This window comes from Alkalihalobacillus sp. TS-13, from assembly GCF_019720915.1.
GTDB lineage: Bacteria > Bacillota > Bacilli > Bacillales > Fictibacillaceae > Pseudalkalibacillus.
Genome location: NZ_JAHKSI010000005.1, coordinates 1 through 20,486, shown reverse-complemented (window position 1 = coordinate 20,486; position 20,486 = coordinate 1). Strand labels below are relative to the sequence as shown.

The window sequence follows — 20,486 nt, the reverse complement described above, 5'->3', positions numbered from 1 at the left end:
TCCTTCCTTATCGCCATTCCTTCATTCTTGTTTTTAAATCTGCGGTGTTCAGTTCTAGTTCGATTCCATTTGGGTCGAGGAAATTTACTACGAGCCCTCCACCCCGTTCAATCGGTCCACGGACGATCGGAACCTGAAATTCTTTCAATCGCTGTACGAAATAATTGAAATCCTCCTTGTCGACTGAAAATGCAAAGTGATTTACACCTGGGACCTCATTTTCAGCAGTTTTCAGATTCTTTTTTTCTAAAAGACAGATCCAAGCCGAACCGCTTTCAAGATAAGCATCTGTATTACCGAGATGTACCTTTTTCATTCCAAGTATGCCTTCATAGAAAAGTAATGATTCATCAAGGGCATTTACATTGAGTGTAATATGATTAAAGCCTTTTATAGCCATATTCCCTTGTATCATTTACTCGAAAACTCCACAATCATCTCGTTTAGTTTCAATTCAGCAAGTGATTCAAGTCGAAGATCATATTCCTCGAAGGTCAGGTGCCTTGTAACCATGTTCGGTATGATGACTGTATGTAATCCTGCCTTTTTAGCAGCCTTCGCACCGTTCGCTGAGTCTTCGAAAGCAACAGCTTCTTCCGGTTTTACATCCAGGCACTTCACTGCTTCTGAAAACAGAGCCGGATCTGGTTTCACTTTTTCCACGTCATCTGAGGTCTTGATACACTCAAAATAATCGAAAATCCCGAGGTTTTTCAGATGGTTCGAAACCCACTTGTATGAAGAACTGGAGGCTAGACCGATCTTTAGGCCGAGATGTTGTGCCGCTTCCAGATACTCGACTACGCCCGGCATCGGCCCTTTGTCTTTGATGAGCTCCTGAAAAATATCCAGGCGCTGCTGTTTGATTGTGTCCCGGTCCAGTTTTTTCCCAATCTGTTTCTCGAGGTATTCATGGGCATCAAAAAAGTCGGAGTGTGTGCCGATGCACTCTCCCCAAACTTCCAGAGGCAGCTCTGCCCCATGCTCCTTGTATATTTTCTGTAAAACGTTATATTCACACGATTCAGTATCTAAAATGATGCCATCGAAATCGAACACGATCGCTTTGATCATTCCGCCACTCCCTTTCCATCATCTAACACCAATATATAAAGAAAACTGGTTGATTGACAAGCAGAATGCGCAGACAGAAACCTAGTTGCACTTATACTTGAACATCCACTTTTCTACAACGTCGTCCTGACAACCTGCTGAAAAGTGATTATAACAAGTGAAAAGAAATCTTGTCGACTGGCAAGTGATAACAATGCCAGCGACTTGATTGCGTACTAATTCTAGAAAAATTGGGCAGAATCCTAGAAATTCTTCAATAATTCCAGAAATTCCAGCCATAATCCTAGAAATTAGCACTAAGGTACTACACCGCCCCAATCCTAATGGGAAAAATAAAAACAAGCACCCGTATTGGATGCTTGTTTCTCGTTATTGAGGTGTGTTCGGGTTTGAAGGAGTAGAAATGCTTGATAGGGCTTGCCCGGCATCATTTGGATCCTGGTCTTTCGTAGCAAGATCACCAAGTGAAACCATACCTACGACCTGGTTGTTTTCAACCACAGGAAGACGACGGATCTGGTTTGTGGACATCAATTGAGCAGCCTCTTGAGGAGTCATATTCGGATTCCCCGAAACGATGTTGTTGGACATACATTGAGATACTTGTGTATTTCCATCCAAGCCTTGAGCAGTTGAACGTAATGTGATGTCACGGTCTGTGATGATCCCTCGGAGTTGACCATTTTCGACGACCGGCAAAGCACCTACGTTATACTGACTCATTAGAGCAGCTGCCTCTTTAAGCGATTGCTGTGAAGTGACAGAAGCGATGTTATTCGACATAAGTGAACGAAGTTGTTGATTATTATTCATTGTAAGCATATCCTCCTTTCATCCTTAGTTTAGCCGACGAAAAAGAAGATTATTTTGCCTTTATTTACAACGAATTGGGCATTTCATTTTGTGGGTAATTCATCTACACTAAAAAAGGATCCATATTTTACATCATGAGGTGGAACAATGGCAAAAGAATATTACAATGTTTTAGAAGAAATCGTCCCGACCGTCGTCACAGTATTATTGAACAGTCCTGATTATCAAACCATTTGCCGGTGCAATAAATGTACTGTAGACATTATTGCTTTGAGTCTGAACAGTATCCCGCCAAGATATGTGACTTCACCAGATAACCGTGAAATCATCTATCAGCTTTTCAATAAACCTTTCATGCGTACGATGCTCAATAAACATATCATCAGCGCGATCCATGTGGTACGAAAGAATCCGAATCATGATTGATGAAATTCGGTAAAGAACCGTACTGACTTTCCATCGCTTTTCATAATGATCGTTCCCAGCTTGTCAGTTCTGAACACCTGTACATTGTGGGTGTTCAATCGCTTCAACACTTCCTTTGAAGGGTACCCATACTTATTTTTCCGTCCGACCGAGATCACAGCATAATCTGGGTCTGTTTTTTTCAACAACCCATTACTTGTTCCCGTGTTTGCCCCGTGATGTGAAACCTTCAATACGTCGATCTTTTTATCATCCAGTCTTTTTAACAATTCATTTTCTGAAGCCATACCTGCATCAGCCATAAGTAAAATTGATTTTTTGCCATGGTCGATTTTCAACACTGCAGAATGATCATTAAGTGATTTGTATTTTTTCCTTGACGGAGCTACAAACTCCATCTTGATATTTCGCGCCAGTTTCTTCTTAACCCCCGCTTTTGCTTCAATCGGTTCGATCCCGGATTCTTCAATCAATCTTTTCAACCGTTTATAATATGTCGTATGGTATTTGACAGCTGGCATATAGATCGACTCGACTTCGAAGGATTCAAAAATCGCATCCATACTTCCGATATGATCATGGTGAGGATGGCTTGCGATCAAATAATTAATTTCTTCAACTCCACGTTTCTGCAGATAAGAAACCACCTTAGGACCATCATGTTCATCACCAGAATCGATCAAGATATTCTTCCCATTGGACAATTCAATGTAAATGCTGTCCGCTTGGCCAACATCAATCACATGCATTTCGAGACTCGTCTTCCACAAAGCTTCGGCCGGTTGGGGAAAGATGAATATAAGCATCACAATTACAATAATTAGTCTCATTCGATTTTTGAAGAACCTCCCCTTAGATTTTGGTCTTAGTTTATGTAGGAAAGGGGAGATTATTTTACCATAAGGCTGTTTTCGAAAAAGTTTATTGCTGTCTCACTATTGATATGAGATTACCCGCGGAAAGTATGAAAACTTCCATAAAAATCCCTTCATCGATTATCGTTGATGAAGGGTCAGCTGGCTTAAGCCAAATTCTGTTCGCCTTTCTTAAAAAAGCTTCTCATCGAATGATATACATCTCGTTTTTCTTTTAAAATGTAGTAATTGAATTTAGGGTCTTTGAGATTCTTATAAACACTCATCAAAGTCGAATGACGGTTGTAAGGGTTCACTTCACCATAACCGAACATATTCGATACTTCCATGATCTGTTGAACCAGTTTTATACAGCGCGAGTTATCACTGGTAAGGTTGTCACCATCTGAGAAGTGGAATGGATAGATGTTATAACGGCTCGGAGAATACTTGCCATCAATCAGTTCAAGGGCTTTTCTATAAGCAGATGAACAGATCGTACCGCCGCTTTCACCTTTAGAGAAGAAGTCTTCTTCAGTCACAACTTTCGCTTCAGTATGATGTGCGATGAATTCAATTTCAACTGTTTCATATTTAGAACGGAGAAAACGTGTCATCCAGAAGAAAAAGCTTCTTGCCATATATTTTTCCCAAATCCCCATGGAACCTGACGTATCCATCATCGCAAGTACAACTGCTTTCGATTCTGGTTTTTCTTTTTCATTCCAAGTTTTGAAACGAAGGTCTTCTGGGAAAATTGGAATGATCGATGGGTCACCTTTTAACGCGTTACGTTTATAGGCTGTAAGGATCGTTTTCTTCTTGTCGATATTACCCATCAATCCTGTCTTTCGAATATCATTGAATTCGATCTTCTCAAGTACGATATTTTCCTGTTCCTTCTGTTGCAGATTTGGAAGTTCAAGTTCTTTGAACAACAGCTCTTCAAGTTCTAAAAGGGATACTTCTGCTTCATAATAATCTTTACCTGCCTGGTCACCAGCACCTTTGCCTTTGCCGGCACCTTTATTACCACTAGGCTTCCCATCACGAGCAATGACATCACCGACCTGGCTTTCTCCGTCTCCCTGCCCGACATGCTTTGATTTATCATAATTGTAACGGATTTTATATTCATCCAGGGAACGGATCGGAATTTTAATGACATCGTGACCATTGGATAAAATGATGCTTTCCTCACTGATCAAGTCCGGTAGATTGTTCTTTAATGCATCTTGAACTTTTTCCATGTGACGTTGTTGGTCTTGATAACCTTTTCGGTGGAGGGACCAGTTCTCCTGTGACACGACGAAATTGCCTTTTTTATTGACGGTCATTTATTCCCCTCCTTATTTGATTTCCCCTTAAAATAAAAGCACGTTTATACTTTCGGGGATTACTCTATCCTATGCAGTAAATGTTCAGAATTGCTAATAAATTCAAACAAAAAGATGCTTGTCTATCAAGTTCCGCACCTTTTGCCATGAAAGGAAATCAAATCGGGACAAAACTCCTATTACATAAAGGGGACAGTTATTGCTTTTCGAAATTAAAACCCTCTCCGAGTGCGGTCTTCAAGCCTAAAAGTGGTCTACTTAAAACCATAGAAAAAGGATCAACCCCTATAGGGCTAATCCTTTATTGGAACTATTTATTTATCGTCTTCTTCTGTCTTATGCTGCTCTGGGTCAGGTACCTTACCGCTTTTCTTTACATCTTCATTTGAAGAAAGATGTTCCATGACCTTGCTATGTTCTTTCAGTTCTTTTTCATTGCTTACCATTTCACTGTTGCGAGTCTTTTCTTCTTTATTCTTTTTAGTCATCGGTAACCACCTCTTGAACTAACGATACCCAGATTCTTCATAATATAAACATTCAATGGATGACTTGGAATTCTGACATCGGCCAATATCTTAGATTGACTTCCCCGACAACATTTTCAAGCGGGACGAATCCGATATGACGGCTGTCGATACTATGAAGGCGGTTATCACCTAGCACGAAGACGGTTCCCTCGGGCACCCGTTCCTTACCAGTGATGTCTTTCAAAGTGAAGTCTCCTGTTAACTGGGAGCCCTCCTGAAGATCTTTCCTGAAACGTTCTAAGTACTTTTCTTCCACAGGTTCATTGTTAATGTACAGTTTATCGTCACGGTATTCGATTTTATCACCAGGAAGACCAATGATCCGCTTGATATAATCCTCTTGTTCATTCGCTTTAAATACAATCAAGTCAAACCGCTGGGGCTTTTTGATGTCATAATTGATTTTATTAACGATTAAACGATTACCTTCCTGAATGGTAGGCATCATAGATTCACCATATACGACATAGTTCGTGAAGAGAAAATGACGAACTACAAACGCAATCAGAAGTGCAATTCCAATCGCCTTGATCCATTCCCAAAAACTATTTTTTGTTTTGGTCATGTATGCTTACACACCCTTTTTTCTTATTATATTCAATTTACCATTTTATACAATTTAATAGCAAGTACGCAACGTGTTAATTTTTTGTAAACAGTATAACAACATCATTCAACAAATACAAAGGAAGGGTGCCTGGCACCAATTTATTCTCCTTCTCCCACAAGGGTTTTCAAACCGTGCCTGGCACCGTTCCAGACCCCTTCTCTCCCAAGGGTTTTCATTCGGTGCCAGGCACCGCAAAAAATCGAAAAAGGCGTGCCGCTGGGGTACGCCTTTTTCATTATTTTTCGCATCTTCTTTTTTATCTGTTAAGAAGGCTTCCGACATATCGGAGAAGTTCGTTGGCTGAGATCGAGTTATAGCCATATTCATCGATTAAACGGGCGATGACTTCGTTGACTTTCTTCAGCTGTGATTCATCCGGTGTTTTCGTCGATGTGGTGATCTTCACAACATCTTTAAGGTCAGCGAACAGTTTCTTCTGGATCGCTTCGCGGAGACGCTCATGTGAATTGTAATCGAATTTTTTCCCTTTACGTGCATAAGCCGAAATACGGATCAAGATTTCTTCACGGAACGCTTTCTTCGCATTCTCAGAAATACCAATCTGTTCTTCAATCGAACGCATTAGTTTTTCATCTGGATTCATTTCATCACCAGTCAATGGGTCACGCAGCTTGTTCTTATTACAATACGCTTCGACATTATCAAGATAATTGTCCATAAGGGTTTTCGCTGATTCTTCATAAGAATACACAAATGCTTTTTGTACTTCTTTCTTCGCGATATCATCGTACTCTTTACGTGCAACAGAAATAAAATTGATATACTTTTCACGATCTTCTTTGGAAATGGACGCGTGCTGATCCAGTCCATCCTTCAGCGAGCGGAGTACATCAAGCGGACTGATAGCAGGAACATCTTTACGTATGATTGCAGAAGAAATCCGGTTGATGACATACCGAGGATCGATCCCGCTCATCCCTTCATCTGGAAACTCTTTTTTCAGTTCTTCCACATCAGCATGGTTGAACCCTTCAACATTTTCACCATCATAAAGCCGCATCTTTTTCACAAAATCGACGCCTTGTTTGGTGGATTCTTTCATACGAGTCAAAACAGAGAAAATCGCTGCGACTCTTAAAGCGTGCGGCGCAATATGGAAGTCGGCAATATCGCTGTCATTGATCATTTTTTCATAAATCTTCTCTTCTTCTGTCACTTTCAAATTGTACGGGATCGGCATGACGATGATACGTGAATGCAATGCCTCATTTTTCTTATTTGATATGAACGACTTGTATTCAGCTTCGTTCGTATGAGCCACGATAAGTTCATCAGCGGAAATGAGAGCGAATCTTCCAGCCTTGAAATTCCCTTCCTGTGTCAACGATAGCAAATGCCATAGGAATTTTTCATCACACTTCAACATTTCCTGGAACTCCATCATTCCTCGGTTAGCCTTATTCAGTTCCCCGTCGAACCGGTAAGCACGAGGATCGGATTCTGAACCAAACTCTGCAATCGTAGAAAAGTCGATGCTTCCAGTCAAGTCTGCGATATCCTGGGATTTCGGATCAGAAGGGCTGAATGTACCGATACCTGTCCGCTTATCCTCGCTAAAGAAAATCCGCTCGATCATGACGTCTTCAATGCGTCCGTCATATTCCTGCTCAAGCCGCATCATATTCAATGGCGACAGCGATCCTTCTACCCGGATTCCATACTGGTTGAAAAAGTCCTCCCGCATTGATTGCGGGATCAGATGCAGCGGGTCTTCATGCATCGGGCACCCCTTTATGGCATATACAGCGCCTTCATCTGTTCTAGAATAAGCTTCCAAACCTCTTTTCAACATCGTCACAATCGTAGACTTACCACCACTCACGGGTCCCATCAAGAGTAGAATACGTTTACGGACATCCAATCGTTTTGCTGATGGGTGAAAGTACTCCTCAACTAATCGCTCAACCGCATCCTCCAACCCGAAAATCTGGTTGGAAAAGAAATTATATCGTTTCTTCCCATTCACCTCTTCAATTCCATGGCTCTTAATCATATTATAAACACGAGAATGGGCAGATTGAGCAACTTCAGGACGCTCTCGTAAGATTTCCAAATATTCAGCGAAGGTACCTTCCCAAACCAATCTTTTTTCCTCTTCCCGGTATTGCTGTAGTTTCCCTAAAATATCCATGAGTACCCCCTCCAAGGAATAATCGTACATGTAATACATCGTATGCCCCGTCTTGCTTTATCATTCGATGTTCTTTTTCAACCAATTACTTTCAAACATGGTAAAATGAAGAAAAGACATACTTATAGAAGGACAGGATGTAACATTGAAACTTTTCGTTGGATACATTATGATCATCAGCCTGCTGCTCAGTTCCTTTTTATTGACCGAGAAGGTTTGGGGTGAAATCAAGAGCATCAAGCTACCCTCTGAAATAATCGAAAATGAATTACCGATAGACTCGATGCACTTGTCAAGAAGCTCGACAATTCTTGCAGATGACGGCTCTGTCATTGACACGATCCATGGAACCGAGCATCGGATATACATACCATATGAACAGTTGCCCAGTTCGGTGATTCATGCCTTTGTTGCAGCAGAAGATAATCATTTTTTTAAACACCCGGGAGTCGATGGAACCGCAGTTGCCCGTGCCATCGTTGTCAATGCAAAGTCCGGGGGGATAGACCAGGGCGGAAGTACCATCACACAGCAGCTCGCTAGAAATTTATTTTTATCCCACACGAAAACATACAAACGCAAGCTGCACGAAGCTTTCTATTCCTATCGTTTGGAACAGGAATTGACGAAAGAGATGATACTAGAGCTATATAGCAATGCAATCTATTTTGGAAGTGGCAACTACGGAATTGCAACGGCCAGCCAGTTTTATTTCGGAAAATCAGTTGATCAGCTTTCCCTAGCTGAAACCGCTCTGCTTTGCGGAATTCCGAACAACCCGAACCAATATGACCCGACCAAAAATATGGATCAATCGTTGAAACGTCAGCATCATGTCTTGAAAAAGATGCTTGAAAACAAGTACATAAAAGAAGAGGAATACAACAAGGCTTTGAACGAGGAAATTTCCCTGAATATCACACGCCCAATTCATGCCTTTCCAGATTATACGACCTACACGCTTCAAGAATTGCGGGAGCTTGTTTCTTACTCAGAGGGATTTGAAGATAGGATTGAAAAAGCAGAAACGATAGAGGAAAAGACGGCAATTCGCTCGGAATTGGACCACTTCGTCCATCAGCTGATTTATGAAAAAGGGATTCGCGTGGAAACGCACCTTGATCAAACCATACAAATAAATGCTCAAAAACAGCTGCAGCAATTACCGAAAGATGTCGAGGGTGCATTTGTGGTGATTGATCATGCAACATACAGATTGAAGGCGATCGTCGGCGGTAAAAATATGAATGCGAATGAATTCAATCGTGCCTACCAAGCGTATCGGCAGCCAGGTTCAGCGATAAAACCGCTGTTGGCATTTGTCCCTTATATCGAAAAAAAGGCACTGCCTCTTAATGTTCCTGTCGATGCAGCACCATTTTGTAAACGAGGGTATTGTCCTGCCAACTATGGCAATGCAACTTACAACAACGTAACTTTGAAAAACGCGCTCGGCAAATCGATCAACACAGCAGCGGTCCGAATGGTCGACTCAATCGGAATCGAGTATGCTTTTCAATTTCTAGAGCCTTTTTCTTTTCAAAAGGTTTCAACAGAAGACTACAGAATCACAGCTGTACTCGGAGGCTTCGACCACGGGGTCTCCCCATTAGAGCTTAGCGATGCCTACACGACTTTCAGTAACAACGGGCACTATCAACCAACACGTGCAATCAAAAGTGTGCACACGACTGACGGCAAGCTTCTCTATCAATGGAAGGAGAAACCGGAACAAGTATGGTCTGTTGATACGAATCGAAAAATGCGCACACTGCTAAACTATGTCATGGCAAACGGCACTGGGCAGAAAGCTAGGATCCAATCCAGCTATATCGGCGGAAAAACAGGTACGACCAACAACAATAAAGATTTATGGTTTGTAGGCTTGACGGATCGTTATACAGCAGGAATATGGGTCGGCAAGGACCGCCCGGCTCCTATCAATTCTGTACAAAGCCGGGCACTGCATCTGAAAATCTGGAAAGACATCATGAACCAGACTGAAAAGTGAGGTGGCGCCTAAGTTTAACAGGATCATTTCTTAATTTGAGGTGCTTATCTCCTAATATCGTGGCTCTATTTCCTAAATTCAACCCATAATTTCCTAAATTCAAATGTTAATCTTGCAATTCGGTTGAAAAGACCTCACTACTAAAAAAGCTGCCTCCACAGGTAGCCTTTTTTATTATGCTGACATGATCCCAGACATCAGCGCTTTATAAACTTTCAATACTGAATAAGTAACACCTGTCGAAAAGCTCACCCAAAAAAGCAAGTGCATGAAGACGAGCCCGAACATCCCTGCAATCGATAGCGTATTACTCGCTTTAAAAACGAAGTAAAAGAAATAAATGAAACAAGACAGCAAAAAGATGATCGGCAGCAAGACAGAAGACTGAACGACAACAATGGAACAAAGACTCCCAATCAGAAAAATCGAACTGCCTCCACGAATCCTATTCAATGTATCCCCTTCACTTTCTTTTGAAAAGAAAAAAAGCGAGAGCTCGACCAGTGTATCGGAAATCAACTTGAGTGCGGCAAACAACATGAAGAACAACAATGCACACACGAACCAGAGAGCCACCTGCACCTGACCAATTGAAAACAACTCTGTCATCCCACGATATATGCCGAGCCGCTCTAGCTGCTCGATCAACAGAACTTGTGAGTAAAACCCGAAAGATGCGCTGAACAGGATGATCGCAAATAACGGAAAATACCCAGTCAAATATGTATTTTTCCCCAACATGACATTCCCCTAATTTTTTCTAGTAGCTCTCTCTATTATTACATTTTCGTCACAGTTTTTCATACACATTTGTGTGAAATTTGCTATAATGGGATGTATGAATGGATATACTATGCTCTAAAGGAGGATGTCATATGAGCTTTATCCTCATTTTAGCTGTAATTTTAGCCTTTTTGGTATCTATTTTTACTGCTGGATATAATGATCGTCCAGGTACAAAAAAATAAGGTGGTATCATACATACCACGAAAAAACGACTGAACAATTCAGTCGTTTTTTTAATATCTGTAGGTTTGTTGCTATTGAATGCAGTTGACGAGATAATTCCTCACTATTTAGAAGTGGAAATATGCGAGACTCTTGCGGGAAAGCAAGCTAAGCGAGACCCCGCTCTCTTTAAAAGGATCTTCGACTATAATAATGAACTTCGACTAAATAGCACCACGTCCTATGGTGAACGTCGAAGTCAGCATAAGGAAAGCTTCTAAGAGTTCTCATCGCAGACACGAAAATGATTACATTTTTGTGTTGAGATCCTGTGCAAGTGAGCAGGCTTGCAGAAGTAGGTTAATGCAATGAAGTGATGTCTAGCTCAACGACCAGTCCCTTGGATCACTTCAAACTTCCTGCAGCGGCGACAGCCTCTTCGTCAGTCCTCCAGTGACCTTCATAACTAAACGGGTCGCTTCCGCTTTTCTTGTGCCCGTGGAAAGCGAGTATATTTCCAATTGTATAAAAAAACAATAAAATAATAAAACAGCCTTTCATTACCTCAAATGCAGATAATCTTGCTGCCTCAACGCTTCATATACGAGAATCGCAGCTGTGTTGGAAAGGTTCAAAGAACGGACATTCTCGTTCATCGGAATTCGCAAACACCTATCTTTATTTTTCTCGATGATCTCGTCTGGAAGCCCATCCGTCTCCCGTCCGAACACAAAATAGTAGTTCACTTCCGGTTTGCTGTAATCGAAGGACGTGTGCGGTTTTTCCCCATATTTCGTCAGGAAAAAATACTCCCCTTCTGTTTGCTCGAAAAATTCATCTATCGAATTATAATAAACGATATTCACATACTGCCAGTAATCCAATCCTGCCCTCTTCAGCATCTTATCATCCGTTGAAAACCCAAGAGGACGGATCAGATGGAGTGTCGTATCCGTTGCGGCACAGGTTCTTGCGATATTTCCTGTGTTAGCTGGAATTTCGGGTTGGAAAAGTACGATATGTACAGCCAAGTTACTTTCACCTCTATCTTCATTATAACTAAAAACCCTATCTATTATAGCATGTCCAAACAGGTTCGAAAATCGCCAACCCTGGGTGCACTGTTCTTTCTTAAGGCTATGAGTAGTCTACTCCAATAATTTTAATTGAAATTCGCCACACTCTTACATGCTCAGAAAAATCTAATGGACACCACAGCCGTTATTTATGACAAAAAAGCGTATTTCAGCATTTTAGCGGACACCAGAGACGTTATTTATTAAAAATATTAGCTGTTTTAGTATGATTTCTCCAAAATAAGAGCCCTGGTGTCCGTTAATTGCCTAAATATATAGAAATTGGGCTAAATAAGGTCTCCTGTGTCCGCTAACAAACAAAATGACGGATGCTTTTATCCGTCTATGATCCGAAAGAATTTATATTTTATTTCCGGAGTGTATGCAGTAGAGTCGGTATAGTCCCAATAGCGCATCCGGCTGTTATGTGTATGGGCATTCACCAACGGCATGCCCTGCTCATCCTTTGCGACGACAATCGTATTGTGCTGCCATCTTCCGTCCCCATTGAAGTCATAACAAATGACATCACCTGGAACCAAATATTCAGGTGAAGGCATCTCCTGACCTCGCAACCCCTGTTTTGAACCGCTCAAGTGCCACCTCAACGTATTGGCCACCGTCCAGCTGTAGCTCCAATTGTTGCTTCTGAACCACCAGCCTTTGGAACGATTCGGATACCCTCTCATCGGTGCCCCACCTGCATGCAAGCATTGTGATATGAAGTTCGTACAATCATTCTCGAACAGTTTATAGGCTGGGTTATGTGAATTCCACCATCGTTCTGCATATTTCACCGCTTCAAGCCGATTGTATTTATAACGGGGCATCGACATCACTTCTTCATCACGCTCGACCGCAGTCAAATTGGAGTCATGAAGTCCCTCTTGTTCTAATGAATGATCAAGTTCAATTTCGTTATTTTTTATCAATGCTTTCCGTCTTTCAATGGATTCCTCAACATAAAAGTTGGAAGGTTGTTTGATCAGATATGATCGTTTTATCAAGTACTTAATCTCTTCAGTTTTTACTTCGACAGAATTCCGGTCAAGAATTTTCGCCTTTACTTGAGCGTTGACGATTACTGCATTTCTTGACTTGAGACTTTTGGCACGCCGTACCAAAGCTTCACGCTCCAGGGTGCTGATGCGGTTATCCCTTATCCGGTCCGTGGTGAAGGAGGCATTCTGTTCTTCGATAAATTCTTGTAAAGAAATGAGCCAATCCATTAATACAACCCCCTCAGTCATTCTCCTTTCATGTCTATGTTTGATCAATAAAAAAAGAACCCCAGAAAAGGGGTTGCTATAGCTGCGAAATTCACTCCCTTTATGCGGGCGAACGAAAACGGAAGCGACCCGATTAGTTACGAAGGTCACTGGAAAACTGACGAGGAGGTTGTCGCCGCCGCAAGAAGTTTGAAGTGATCCAAGTGACTGGTCGCTGAGCTAGACATCTCTTCCAAGCATTAGCCCTAAATCCGCAAGCTCCTCACTTGCACAGGATCTCAACACAAAAATGTAATCATTTTCGTGTCTGCGATGAGAATTCTTAGAAGCTTTCCTTATACTGACTTCGACGTTCACCATAGGACGTGGTGGTATTTAGTCGAAGTTCATTATTATAGTCGAAGATTCTTTTAAAAAGTGCGGGTTCTTGCCTGGCTCGCTTTTCCCGCAGGAGTGTCGCAAATTTCGCTTAATAAGCAATTAACTTATACCATAAAAAATAAAAAACCTACTTCAGAATGAGTAGGTTATCCATTACACGATATTGACTATGAACAGATCTGTGATGGTTGTTGTTCTAAATCCAATAATACTTCTTTCTTATCAAGTCCTCCGCCATAACCAACGAGAGCACCGTTGCTTCCGATCACACGGTGGCAAGGTATGACGATTGGAAGCGGGTTCTTATTGTTTGCACTTCCAACTGCTCTGACTGACTTAGGCGATCCGATCATCGTCGCGACATCCTTATACGAGTAGGTCTCTCCATAAGGAATGTTTCTAAGCCCCTCCCAGACTTTACGCTGGAACGGGGTGCCGAATAGATCAATAGGAAAGTCAAAATCCCTGCGCTGATGCAGGAAATATTCCTCGATCTGCTTCATATAAGGGCCAAAAGACTCCTGGTGATAAAAAAGCTCAGCCTTTAAAGATTGCTTCTTCAACCAAGCTTTGATAAGAGGAAGATTCTCCTCGGCAGATCCAAAATCAATGCGACATAATCCATTTTCAGTTTTTAATAACGTAAGTGGACCGATTGCACTGTCCATTTCCCCATATTGTACACTGATTGTCGTCTCCATCTTATCCCTTCTTTTACCCTTTTGCATTATCATACTGAACGCAAAATAATAAAACCATCACGATTTGACGCCATTATCGATCATATCAAGGCTTCTATTTACTTCAGCTAGTACATTCTCGTCATTTTCTCTCTCTTTCGCCGATTTAAGCACGTGTTCAGCTTCAGACCCTCCAATTTTTCCGAGCGCCCATGCTGCTGTTCCTCGAATCACAGGACGAGGGTCTTCATTAAGAACATGCACCAGTTCCGGAAGAGCTGTATCATCTTTAAAATTACCTAAGGCGATGATAGCATTTCGCTGGATCGGTTTCTTCCCTCTCCAAGAACCAGATACCGGACCGAATTTCTCTTTGAATTCTCGGTTACTCATTGTTAGCAAAGGTTTCAATTTCGGTTTTGCGATTTCTGGGTCAGGCTCCATTTCAGAATGATGATGAAAGTCTTTCCCTTTGTTTTCAGGGCAAACCTGCTGACAAGTATCACATCCATAAAGTCTGTTTCCAAGTTTTTCGCGGTAACGTTCTGGAAGAAATCCTTTCGTCTGTGTCAGAAAAGCAATGCACTTATTCGAATCCAATTGACCGCCTGTTACAAGAGCACCAGTCGGACATGCATCGACACACTTATTACACGTACCACATTGATCTATCATCGGTTGATCAGGTTCAAATGCGATCGTCGTAATCAATTCGCCTAAATATACATAGGAGCCAAACTCAGGTGTAATGGTTGCACAGTTCTTCCCGCTCCAACCGATCCCAGCACGCTCAGCAACTGCACGATCCGATAATTCTCCAGTATCGACCATCGACACGACTTTCGCTTCTGGTTCTTGTTCCAGAATATATTGTTCCAACTGTTTCATCTTTTCACGCAATACATCATGGTAATCTTTCCCCCATGAAGCACGGCAAAAAATCCCTCGTCGGTCTTCCTTTGTGCTTCTCGGTGCATCCTTCATTTTTGAAGGATAGGCGAGAGCAATTGATATGATCGATTTCGCTTTCGGAAGCAGTAGTTCTGGATGCGTTCGTTTTTCAATGTCCTGTTCTTCGAATCCAGATTGAAACCCGTTCTCTTGCTGTGTTCTGAGCCGCTCCTTCAATTCTGTGAACGGATCAGCTGTTGTAAAGCCTATTTTATCGATTCCGATTGATTTACTATATGCAATGACTCTTTCTTTTAACTGGGCACCTGTCATCGTTTGACCCCCTTTCTTTTAAAAATCCATAGTACCAGCTACTGACGTATAGCTAGCGTTCTCAATCTATTCAATGCTGAAGCTAATTCTAACATACGCGGTCTTGCCAAGTCACCAGGATGCTGATTGGGAAAGTCTGTAAAAGAGGCAAGCCCTTTTTCATTCAACTGTGTTTCAATTCGCTCCAAAAGGTCAGATACCGAAAGCAATCCTAACCATTTCTTTTTCTCTACAAAATGAAGGATTTCAGCAATCGCTCTCGTCTGGCTTGCATCCGTCACCTGCTCAACAAAATCGATTTTGATATCAGTCGTACCGTACTGAATCGTATGAAGCCCTCTCGCCGCCACCTTCGACCGTTTCCCTTTCCTGCTATCGAGACTGGATGCTTGAGGCTTCCTTGACTGAACATCCCCAAAGCGCTCTCCACCTTCCCTTTTCCGATTGGAAATCGAGTTTCGAGCGATGTCTTTTGCTTCACTTGTAACGTCGAATGGTCGGTATTGATCCATTAAAATCACCGTGTCCGCTACATCAAAATAATCACCAGAACCACCCATGACGAGCAAAGTGGAAACCTCATGCTCTTCATAAAGCTGCTTCACTTTATCAATAAATGGTGTGATCGGCTCTTTATCCTTCGAGACAAGCTGCTGCATCCGTTCATCCCTGATCATGAAGTTTGTCGCGCTTGTATCTTCATCAATCAATAATGCACTAGCCCCAGCCTCCAGGGATTCAATAATCGTAGCAGCTTGTGACGTACTACCGCTTGCATCCTCTGAAGTGAATTGAGTCGTTGCTTTTCCAAATGGTAAGTTTTGAATGAACGGAGAAATATCCACACTTGTGATTTTACGTCCATCTTCTGCACGTACTTTCATTGCATTTGGGTCTGTCAGAACGAACTCACGACCGTCTCCGCTGATATGATCATAAATCCCCCGCTCGATCGCTTCAAGCAACGTACTCTTACCATGATACCCACCACCGACGATGAGAGTGATGCCTTTCTGGATCCCCATCCCTTGAATCGGTTCTTTTTTGTGCGGTACAGGTATCGAGATACTTAAAGAGGCTGGTGTTACAAATGCGACCACATCATCTGAGCGGAGTGGACGGTCACTGATCCCACTCTCCCTCGGTAAAATCGATCCTTCAGCTATAAACGCAACAAGATTGTTTCCTTTCATAAACTCACGGATCGCATCTTGTTGATCGCACAGTTCGATCGCTTCCACAACGGTATCGTCTTCTAATGAGAAAATCGAGTCATTTAAAACCTGTGGGATGATCGTAAACAACATCTTTTTTGCCTGTTTTCCGAGCACTTTCCGGCCTCTTGCTGGTAGTCCGATTGAAAGACAGATAATGACCGCATTTGCCGTCAGCTCGACAGCAGTGCGTTGCAACACTTCCTGAGCCGGACGGTCGATGGTTATGACTCCGCTTTTACCCGAACCGCCTGCTTGTGTCTCCTGATGTCGGATCGCACTCGCTACACTTCGAGCAATCGTATCTTCAACTCTAACTTTACGGGAAGGCGTCGATTCCCAATCTTCCCTTAAAATTGTTTTGGATTTTGGCACCTCTAACCTGATCTTGGAGGGAGCTGCAAACGGATCTCCCTGCACGTGATCGATATGGAGGGTGAAATCATTGAATCGATATTTTCCCCGGAGGTCTTTATAGGCTTTATAGCCCTTTCCGTCGATTCGGTTCAGAATATCTCTCAGCTTGTCCATAAACGTAAGCACTCCTTTTTCAGTTACAAAATCTATTATGGTACACTATGGTAAAATACATAAGTTCTTGAGGTGATCAGTATGATTATTTCCATATCTGATAAATTGAAGAAGCTTGTTCCAGACCTTAAAGTCGGGATCATCCAATACAATAATATCACGGTTGATGAATCACCTAAAATGTTATCTGGCCGCCTGCAGTTATTCCAGGAATCACTAATGCTTGAAGCGGAAACAAAGCCAATTTCAACGATCGAACCTATCCAAGAATGGCGGAGTCTGTTTAAGAAAGTCGGAACTGATCCTTCGCGATACCGCCCATCCTCAGAAGCGCTTCTCCGACGGGTGTATAAAGGTTCAAAGCTCGGCTCGATCCACTCTGCAGTCGATACGAATAACTTTTTCTCCCTACAGTACCAAATACCACTCGGCGTCTATGATCAATCACATATCGTTGGAAATATAATCATTGATATCGGTTCAGAAGAGGATATGTATGAAGGAATTAATGGTCGAGAGGTCAATATGGAAGGTAAGATCGTAACCAGGGATGATAGAGGTGCTTTCGGAAGTCCGATCGTCGATTCGAAACGTACAATGGTGACTGAAAAGACGAAGCAAGCCCTTCATGTCGTCTATTTTCAACCTTCTTTAGCAGAGGAACACGCAACAGAAATGCTCCAGGCTATCGAGAAAATGTTCATCCAGATTCATGGAGGAACAGCTGAAGTGGATATCATCAAGTAAAGAAAACCCAAAGTTCTTTAACAGACCCAAAAATAAAAAACGCAACACCCCGTTTCCGAAAAACGAAGCACTGCGTTAGACATGTTTTATTCATTATAAGTACAACTGTATGAAATTATGTACAAAACCTCCTAAAAAGGAGGTTTTTTCATCAAGCGATACTTTCTGCGCTTCCCTTATTTACAACCAATAAAGCATGAACTGCACCAGGTATCCACGCGATGATTGTAAGTATGACATTGATCAACGTTTGTGATTTGCTGCCATGTAGAAATACAGCAAGAGGTGGAAGCAAAACAGCTAATAGATAACGCATTATTTCTACCTCCTTATCTGTTGTACTTCTAGAAATACCCTCCTGCGGATAAGTGTAAACAAGTAAAATGTTTACAGTAAAAGCAATTACTAAAATTATATATGTACAAAGAAAAACGTCCCTCACGATTGCAAGGAACGTTGATTATGTAATGGTACCGGTGGTCGGGGTCGAACCGACACTCCGTGAGGAACACGATTTTGAGTCGTGCGCGTCTGCCAATTCCGCCACACCGGCATGTGTCTAATTAAAAAAATATGAAATTATATGGTGCCGAGGGCCGGACTTGAACCGGCACGGTAGTCACCTACCGCAGGATTTTAAGTCCTGTGTGTCTGCCAATTCCACCACCCCGGCTGGGTAGTTAGATGGAGGCGGCACCCGGATTCGAACCGGGGGATAAGGGTTTTGCAGACCCGTGCCTTACCACTTGGCTATGCCGCCATACTTCATTTGTATGCTTGATACGAAAATGGAGTACTATCTTCGGCAGTTCTTTTTAAAATTAATGGAGCGGAAGACGGGATTCGAACCCGCGACCCCCACCTTGGCAAGGTGGTGTTCTACCACTGAACTACTTCCGCGAAAATGGCTGGGCTAGCTGGATTCGAACCAACGCATGACGGAGTCAAAGTCCGTTGCCTTACCGCTTGGCTATAGCCCAACGCATATGGGGCGACTGATGGGAATCGAACCCACGAATGCCGGAACCACAATCCGGTGCGTTAACCACTTCGCCACAATCGCCATAATACAATTTTAGAAATATAAATTGGCAGGGGTAGTAGGAATCGAACCCACACTGGAGGTTTTGGAGACCTCTGTTCTACCGTTAAACTATACCCCTAAATGGTGGAGGGGGACGGATTCGAACCGCCGAACCCGGAGGGAGCGGATTTACAGTCCGCCGCGTTTAGCCACTTCGCTACCCCTCCAAAAGAGACAATTTATATTTTAGTACAGATTACAAAGTGATTCAAGACCTAATTTCAGGAACTAGAACCAACCTTTGCTAAATGTAAAATGGTGCTGGCCAGAGGACTTGAACCCCCAACCTACTGATTACAAGTCAGTTGCTCTACCAATTGAGCTAGGCCAGCAACATGGTGGCTCGAGACGGAATCGAACCGCCGACACGAGGATTTTCAGTCCTCTGCTCTACCGACTGAGCTATCGAGCCATGAAGTTTAAATACAAAGTCCGTCGGTCCCCTGTCCCTTTCTCTACAAGTTAATGCTACCGCTGTTTGCTGCGTCGGGACAACTCGCTGATCCTTCAACGATGAACCGCTCGTGACTGAGCTATCGAGCCATGTTGTATTAGGAAAATAATGGCGGACCCGACCGGATTCGAACCGGCGATCTCCTGCGTGACAGGCAGGCATGTTAACCCCTACACCACGGGTCCAGCAATTAAATTGGTTGCACCCCTTCAGGTACCCCATATGTTCATTGAAAGTACGAAATCTCGACGTTGGACAATGAACTTAAAAATTGGTTGCGGGGATAGGATTTGAACCTACGACCTTCGGGTTATGAGCCCGACGAGCTACCAGACTGCTCCACCCCGCGACGATAAAAGTATATGAAATGGTGGAGGATGACGGGATCGAACCGCCGACCCCCTGCTTGTAAGGCAGGTGCTCTCCCAGCTGAGCTAATCCTCCATATGAATGGTGACCCCTACGGGATTCGAACCCGTGTTACCGCCGTGAAAGGGCGGTGTCTTAACCACTTGACCAAGGGGCCAATAAAATTATGTATTACAAATAGATATCTTATGGCGGAGAGCGAGGGATTCGAACCCTCGGTACGGGTTTAAACCGCACACACGATTTCCAATCGTGCTCCTTCGACCTCTCGGACAGCTCTCCGTGGCTCCACAGGCAGGACTCGAACCTGCGACCGATCGGTTAACAGCCGATAGCTCTACCACTGAGCTACTGTGGATCGAAATAATTAGCCCGGCAACGTCCTACTCTCACAGGGGGAAGCCCCCAATTACCATTGGCGCTGAAGAGCTTAACTTCCGTGTTCGGCATGGGAACGGGTGTGACCTCTTCGCGATCGTCACCAGACTATCGATTTGTGATAACCATCGAGCTTCTTTGTCAGCTGTGTTCACTCTCATCCTCATGTACCGCGAAAGTACACTCCGGTGATCGTTCACTTGCTTCCTCGAATCTCTTGATTCTGACAAATCTTCGTATGAAGTTTGAAGGAAACCATTCCCTCAAAACTAGATAATGTCTTTCTTGAAAACGTGACGCACAGGATGTGCTGGTGCTGACGTTGTCACAGGACGTGACGATGTTAGTCAGCGTTCATTATGTG

18 protein-coding genes, 16 tRNA genes and 1 rRNA gene are annotated in these 20,486 nt (G+C 42.9%); 3 read left to right on the top strand and 32 right to left on the bottom strand.

Features of this window, described 5'->3' with window-relative positions; all coding sequences use genetic code 11:
• Nucleotides 1-7 precede the first annotated feature (7 nt).
• From KOL94_RS21910 to KOL94_RS21900, 3 genes are all read right to left on the bottom strand, one after another.
• Entirely contained in the window at nt 8-400 is a 393-nt protein-coding gene (locus KOL94_RS21910) for a VOC family protein (protein WP_221568913.1), read from the bottom strand.
• An 11-nt stretch (nt 401-411) separates the two neighbouring features.
• Nucleotides 412-1,074 carry an HAD family hydrolase gene (locus KOL94_RS21905; RefSeq protein WP_221568801.1) on the bottom strand — a complete coding sequence of 221 codons (663 nt, stop codon included), beginning with the start codon at nt 1,072-1,074 and terminating at the stop codon, nt 412-414.
• Between the two features lie 369 nt (nt 1,075-1,443).
• Nucleotides 1,444-1,887, bottom strand: a complete 444-nt coding sequence (locus KOL94_RS21900; protein ID WP_221568800.1) for a CBS domain-containing protein — start codon at nt 1,885-1,887, stop codon at nt 1,444-1,446.
• A 147-nt stretch (nt 1,888-2,034) separates the two neighbouring features.
• Here KOL94_RS21900 and KOL94_RS21895 point away from each other — a divergent pair, with 147 nt between their 5' ends.
• Entirely contained in the window at nt 2,035-2,313 is a 279-nt protein-coding gene (locus tag KOL94_RS21895) for a late competence development ComFB family protein (protein WP_221568799.1), read from the top strand.
• Here KOL94_RS21895 and KOL94_RS21890 read toward each other — a convergent pair.
• From KOL94_RS21890 to KOL94_RS21870, 5 genes are all read right to left on the bottom strand, one after another.
• The gene (locus KOL94_RS21890) at nt 2,304-3,119 is read right to left on the bottom strand and encodes a ComEC/Rec2 family competence protein (protein WP_221568798.1); all 816 of its coding nucleotides are present in this window, start codon (nt 3,117-3,119) and stop codon (nt 2,304-2,306) included. The two genes, KOL94_RS21895 and KOL94_RS21890, sit on opposite strands and share 10 nt — an antisense overlap.
• Nucleotides 3,120-3,334: 215 nt before the next feature.
• Nucleotides 3,335-4,504 carry a sporulation protein YhbH gene (yhbH, locus tag KOL94_RS21885; RefSeq protein WP_221568797.1) on the bottom strand — a complete coding sequence of 390 codons (1,170 nt, stop codon included), beginning with the start codon at nt 4,502-4,504 and terminating at the stop codon, nt 3,335-3,337.
• A 314-nt stretch (nt 4,505-4,818) separates the two neighbouring features.
• Nucleotides 4,819-4,992, bottom strand: a complete 174-nt coding sequence (locus KOL94_RS21880; RefSeq protein ID WP_221568796.1) for a hypothetical protein — start codon at nt 4,990-4,992, stop codon at nt 4,819-4,821.
• Nucleotides 4,993-5,044: 52 nt separating this feature from the next.
• Entirely contained in the window at nt 5,045-5,599 is a 555-nt protein-coding gene (gene lepB, locus KOL94_RS21875) for a signal peptidase I (RefSeq protein WP_221568795.1), read from the bottom strand.
• A gap of 301 nt (nt 5,600-5,900) precedes the next feature.
• On the bottom strand, nt 5,901-7,796 hold the full coding sequence (locus KOL94_RS21870) for a PrkA family serine protein kinase (protein ID WP_221568794.1): 1,896 nt from the start codon (nt 7,794-7,796) through the stop codon (nt 5,901-5,903).
• A 145-nt stretch (nt 7,797-7,941) separates the two neighbouring features.
• Between KOL94_RS21870 and KOL94_RS21865 the strand changes: the two genes are divergently transcribed.
• Nucleotides 7,942-9,807: a transglycosylase domain-containing protein gene (locus KOL94_RS21865; protein ID WP_221568793.1), complete on the top strand. Its 1,866-nt coding sequence runs from the start codon at nt 7,942-7,944 to the stop codon at nt 9,805-9,807.
• Nucleotides 9,808-9,981: 174 nt separating this feature from the next.
• Here KOL94_RS21865 and KOL94_RS21860 read toward each other — a convergent pair whose 3' ends face one another.
• From KOL94_RS21860 to KOL94_RS21835, 6 genes are all read right to left on the bottom strand, one after another.
• On the bottom strand, nt 9,982-10,545 hold the full coding sequence (locus KOL94_RS21860; protein WP_260412602.1) for a DUF5366 family protein: 564 nt from the start codon (nt 10,543-10,545) through the stop codon (nt 9,982-9,984).
• Between the two features lie 770 nt (nt 10,546-11,315).
• Nucleotides 11,316-11,786 (bottom strand): tRNA (uridine(34)/cytosine(34)/5-carboxymethylaminomethyluridine(34)-2'-O)-methyltransferase TrmL, encoded by a 471-nt coding sequence (gene trmL / locus KOL94_RS21855; protein ID WP_221568791.1) that lies wholly within the window; start codon nt 11,784-11,786, stop codon nt 11,316-11,318.
• A 380-nt stretch (nt 11,787-12,166) separates the two neighbouring features.
• Nucleotides 12,167-13,060: an amidase domain-containing protein gene (locus KOL94_RS21850; protein WP_221568790.1), complete on the bottom strand. Its 894-nt coding sequence runs from the start codon at nt 13,058-13,060 to the stop codon at nt 12,167-12,169.
• A gap of 548 nt (nt 13,061-13,608) precedes the next feature.
• The gene (locus KOL94_RS21845) at nt 13,609-14,142 is read right to left on the bottom strand and encodes a methylated-DNA--[protein]-cysteine S-methyltransferase (RefSeq protein WP_221568789.1); all 534 of its coding nucleotides are present in this window, start codon (nt 14,140-14,142) and stop codon (nt 13,609-13,611) included.
• A 57-nt stretch (nt 14,143-14,199) separates the two neighbouring features.
• Nucleotides 14,200-15,345: a tRNA epoxyqueuosine(34) reductase QueG gene (queG, locus tag KOL94_RS21840; RefSeq protein ID WP_221568788.1), complete on the bottom strand. Its 1,146-nt coding sequence runs from the start codon at nt 15,343-15,345 to the stop codon at nt 14,200-14,202.
• Nucleotides 15,346-15,383: 38 nt separating this feature from the next.
• Nucleotides 15,384-17,090 (bottom strand): ABC-ATPase domain-containing protein, encoded by a 1,707-nt coding sequence (locus KOL94_RS21835; RefSeq protein WP_221568787.1) that lies wholly within the window; start codon nt 17,088-17,090, stop codon nt 15,384-15,386.
• 81 nt (nt 17,091-17,171) lie between these two features.
• Here KOL94_RS21835 and KOL94_RS21830 point away from each other — a divergent pair, with 81 nt between their 5' ends.
• Nucleotides 17,172-17,837, top strand: coding sequence for a B3/B4 domain-containing protein (locus tag KOL94_RS21830; protein WP_221568786.1), 666 nt, complete (start codon nt 17,172-17,174; stop codon nt 17,835-17,837).
• A 151-nt stretch (nt 17,838-17,988) separates the two neighbouring features.
• Here KOL94_RS21830 and KOL94_RS21825 read toward each other — a convergent pair whose 3' ends face one another.
• The 18 genes from KOL94_RS21825 to rrf form a co-directional block, all read right to left on the bottom strand.
• Nucleotides 17,989-18,153 (bottom strand): YqaE/Pmp3 family membrane protein, encoded by a 165-nt coding sequence (locus KOL94_RS21825; RefSeq protein WP_221568785.1) that lies wholly within the window; start codon nt 18,151-18,153, stop codon nt 17,989-17,991.
• A 152-nt stretch (nt 18,154-18,305) separates the two neighbouring features.
• Nucleotides 18,306-18,390: transfer RNA gene (locus KOL94_RS21820), tRNA-Leu, on the bottom strand.
• A 31-nt stretch (nt 18,391-18,421) separates the two neighbouring features.
• A tRNA-Leu gene (locus tag KOL94_RS21815) sits at nt 18,422-18,510 on the bottom strand.
• 12 nt (nt 18,511-18,522) lie between these two features.
• Nucleotides 18,523-18,597: transfer RNA gene (locus KOL94_RS21810), tRNA-Cys, on the bottom strand.
• A gap of 65 nt (nt 18,598-18,662) precedes the next feature.
• Nucleotides 18,663-18,737 (bottom strand) — tRNA-Gly (locus KOL94_RS21805).
• A 5-nt stretch (nt 18,738-18,742) separates the two neighbouring features.
• Nucleotides 18,743-18,817 (bottom strand) — tRNA-Gln (locus KOL94_RS21800).
• A 7-nt stretch (nt 18,818-18,824) separates the two neighbouring features.
• A tRNA-His gene (locus KOL94_RS21795) sits at nt 18,825-18,900 on the bottom strand.
• A gap of 26 nt (nt 18,901-18,926) precedes the next feature.
• Nucleotides 18,927-19,000, bottom strand: a tRNA-Trp gene (locus tag KOL94_RS21790).
• Between the two features lie 3 nt (nt 19,001-19,003).
• Nucleotides 19,004-19,088: transfer RNA gene (locus KOL94_RS21785), tRNA-Tyr, on the bottom strand.
• Nucleotides 19,089-19,177: 89 nt separating this feature from the next.
• Nucleotides 19,178-19,253 (bottom strand) — tRNA-Thr (locus KOL94_RS21780).
• 4 nt (nt 19,254-19,257) lie between these two features.
• Nucleotides 19,258-19,333 (bottom strand) — tRNA-Phe (locus KOL94_RS21775).
• Nucleotides 19,334-19,484: 151 nt separating this feature from the next.
• Nucleotides 19,485-19,560 (bottom strand) — tRNA-Asp (locus KOL94_RS21770).
• Nucleotides 19,561-19,647: 87 nt separating this feature from the next.
• Nucleotides 19,648-19,724: transfer RNA gene (locus KOL94_RS21765), tRNA-Met, on the bottom strand.
• A 19-nt stretch (nt 19,725-19,743) separates the two neighbouring features.
• A tRNA-Val gene (locus KOL94_RS21760) sits at nt 19,744-19,819 on the bottom strand.
• 7 nt (nt 19,820-19,826) lie between these two features.
• Nucleotides 19,827-19,901: transfer RNA gene (locus KOL94_RS21755), tRNA-Glu, on the bottom strand.
• A 32-nt stretch (nt 19,902-19,933) separates the two neighbouring features.
• Nucleotides 19,934-20,026: transfer RNA gene (locus KOL94_RS21750), tRNA-Ser, on the bottom strand.
• A 1-nt stretch (nt 20,027) separates the two neighbouring features.
• Nucleotides 20,028-20,102: transfer RNA gene (locus tag KOL94_RS21745), tRNA-Asn, on the bottom strand.
• 12 nt (nt 20,103-20,114) lie between these two features.
• Nucleotides 20,115-20,230: ribosomal RNA gene (rrf, locus tag KOL94_RS21740) — 5S ribosomal RNA — on the bottom strand.
• Between the last annotated feature and the right edge of the window lie 256 nt (nt 20,231-20,486).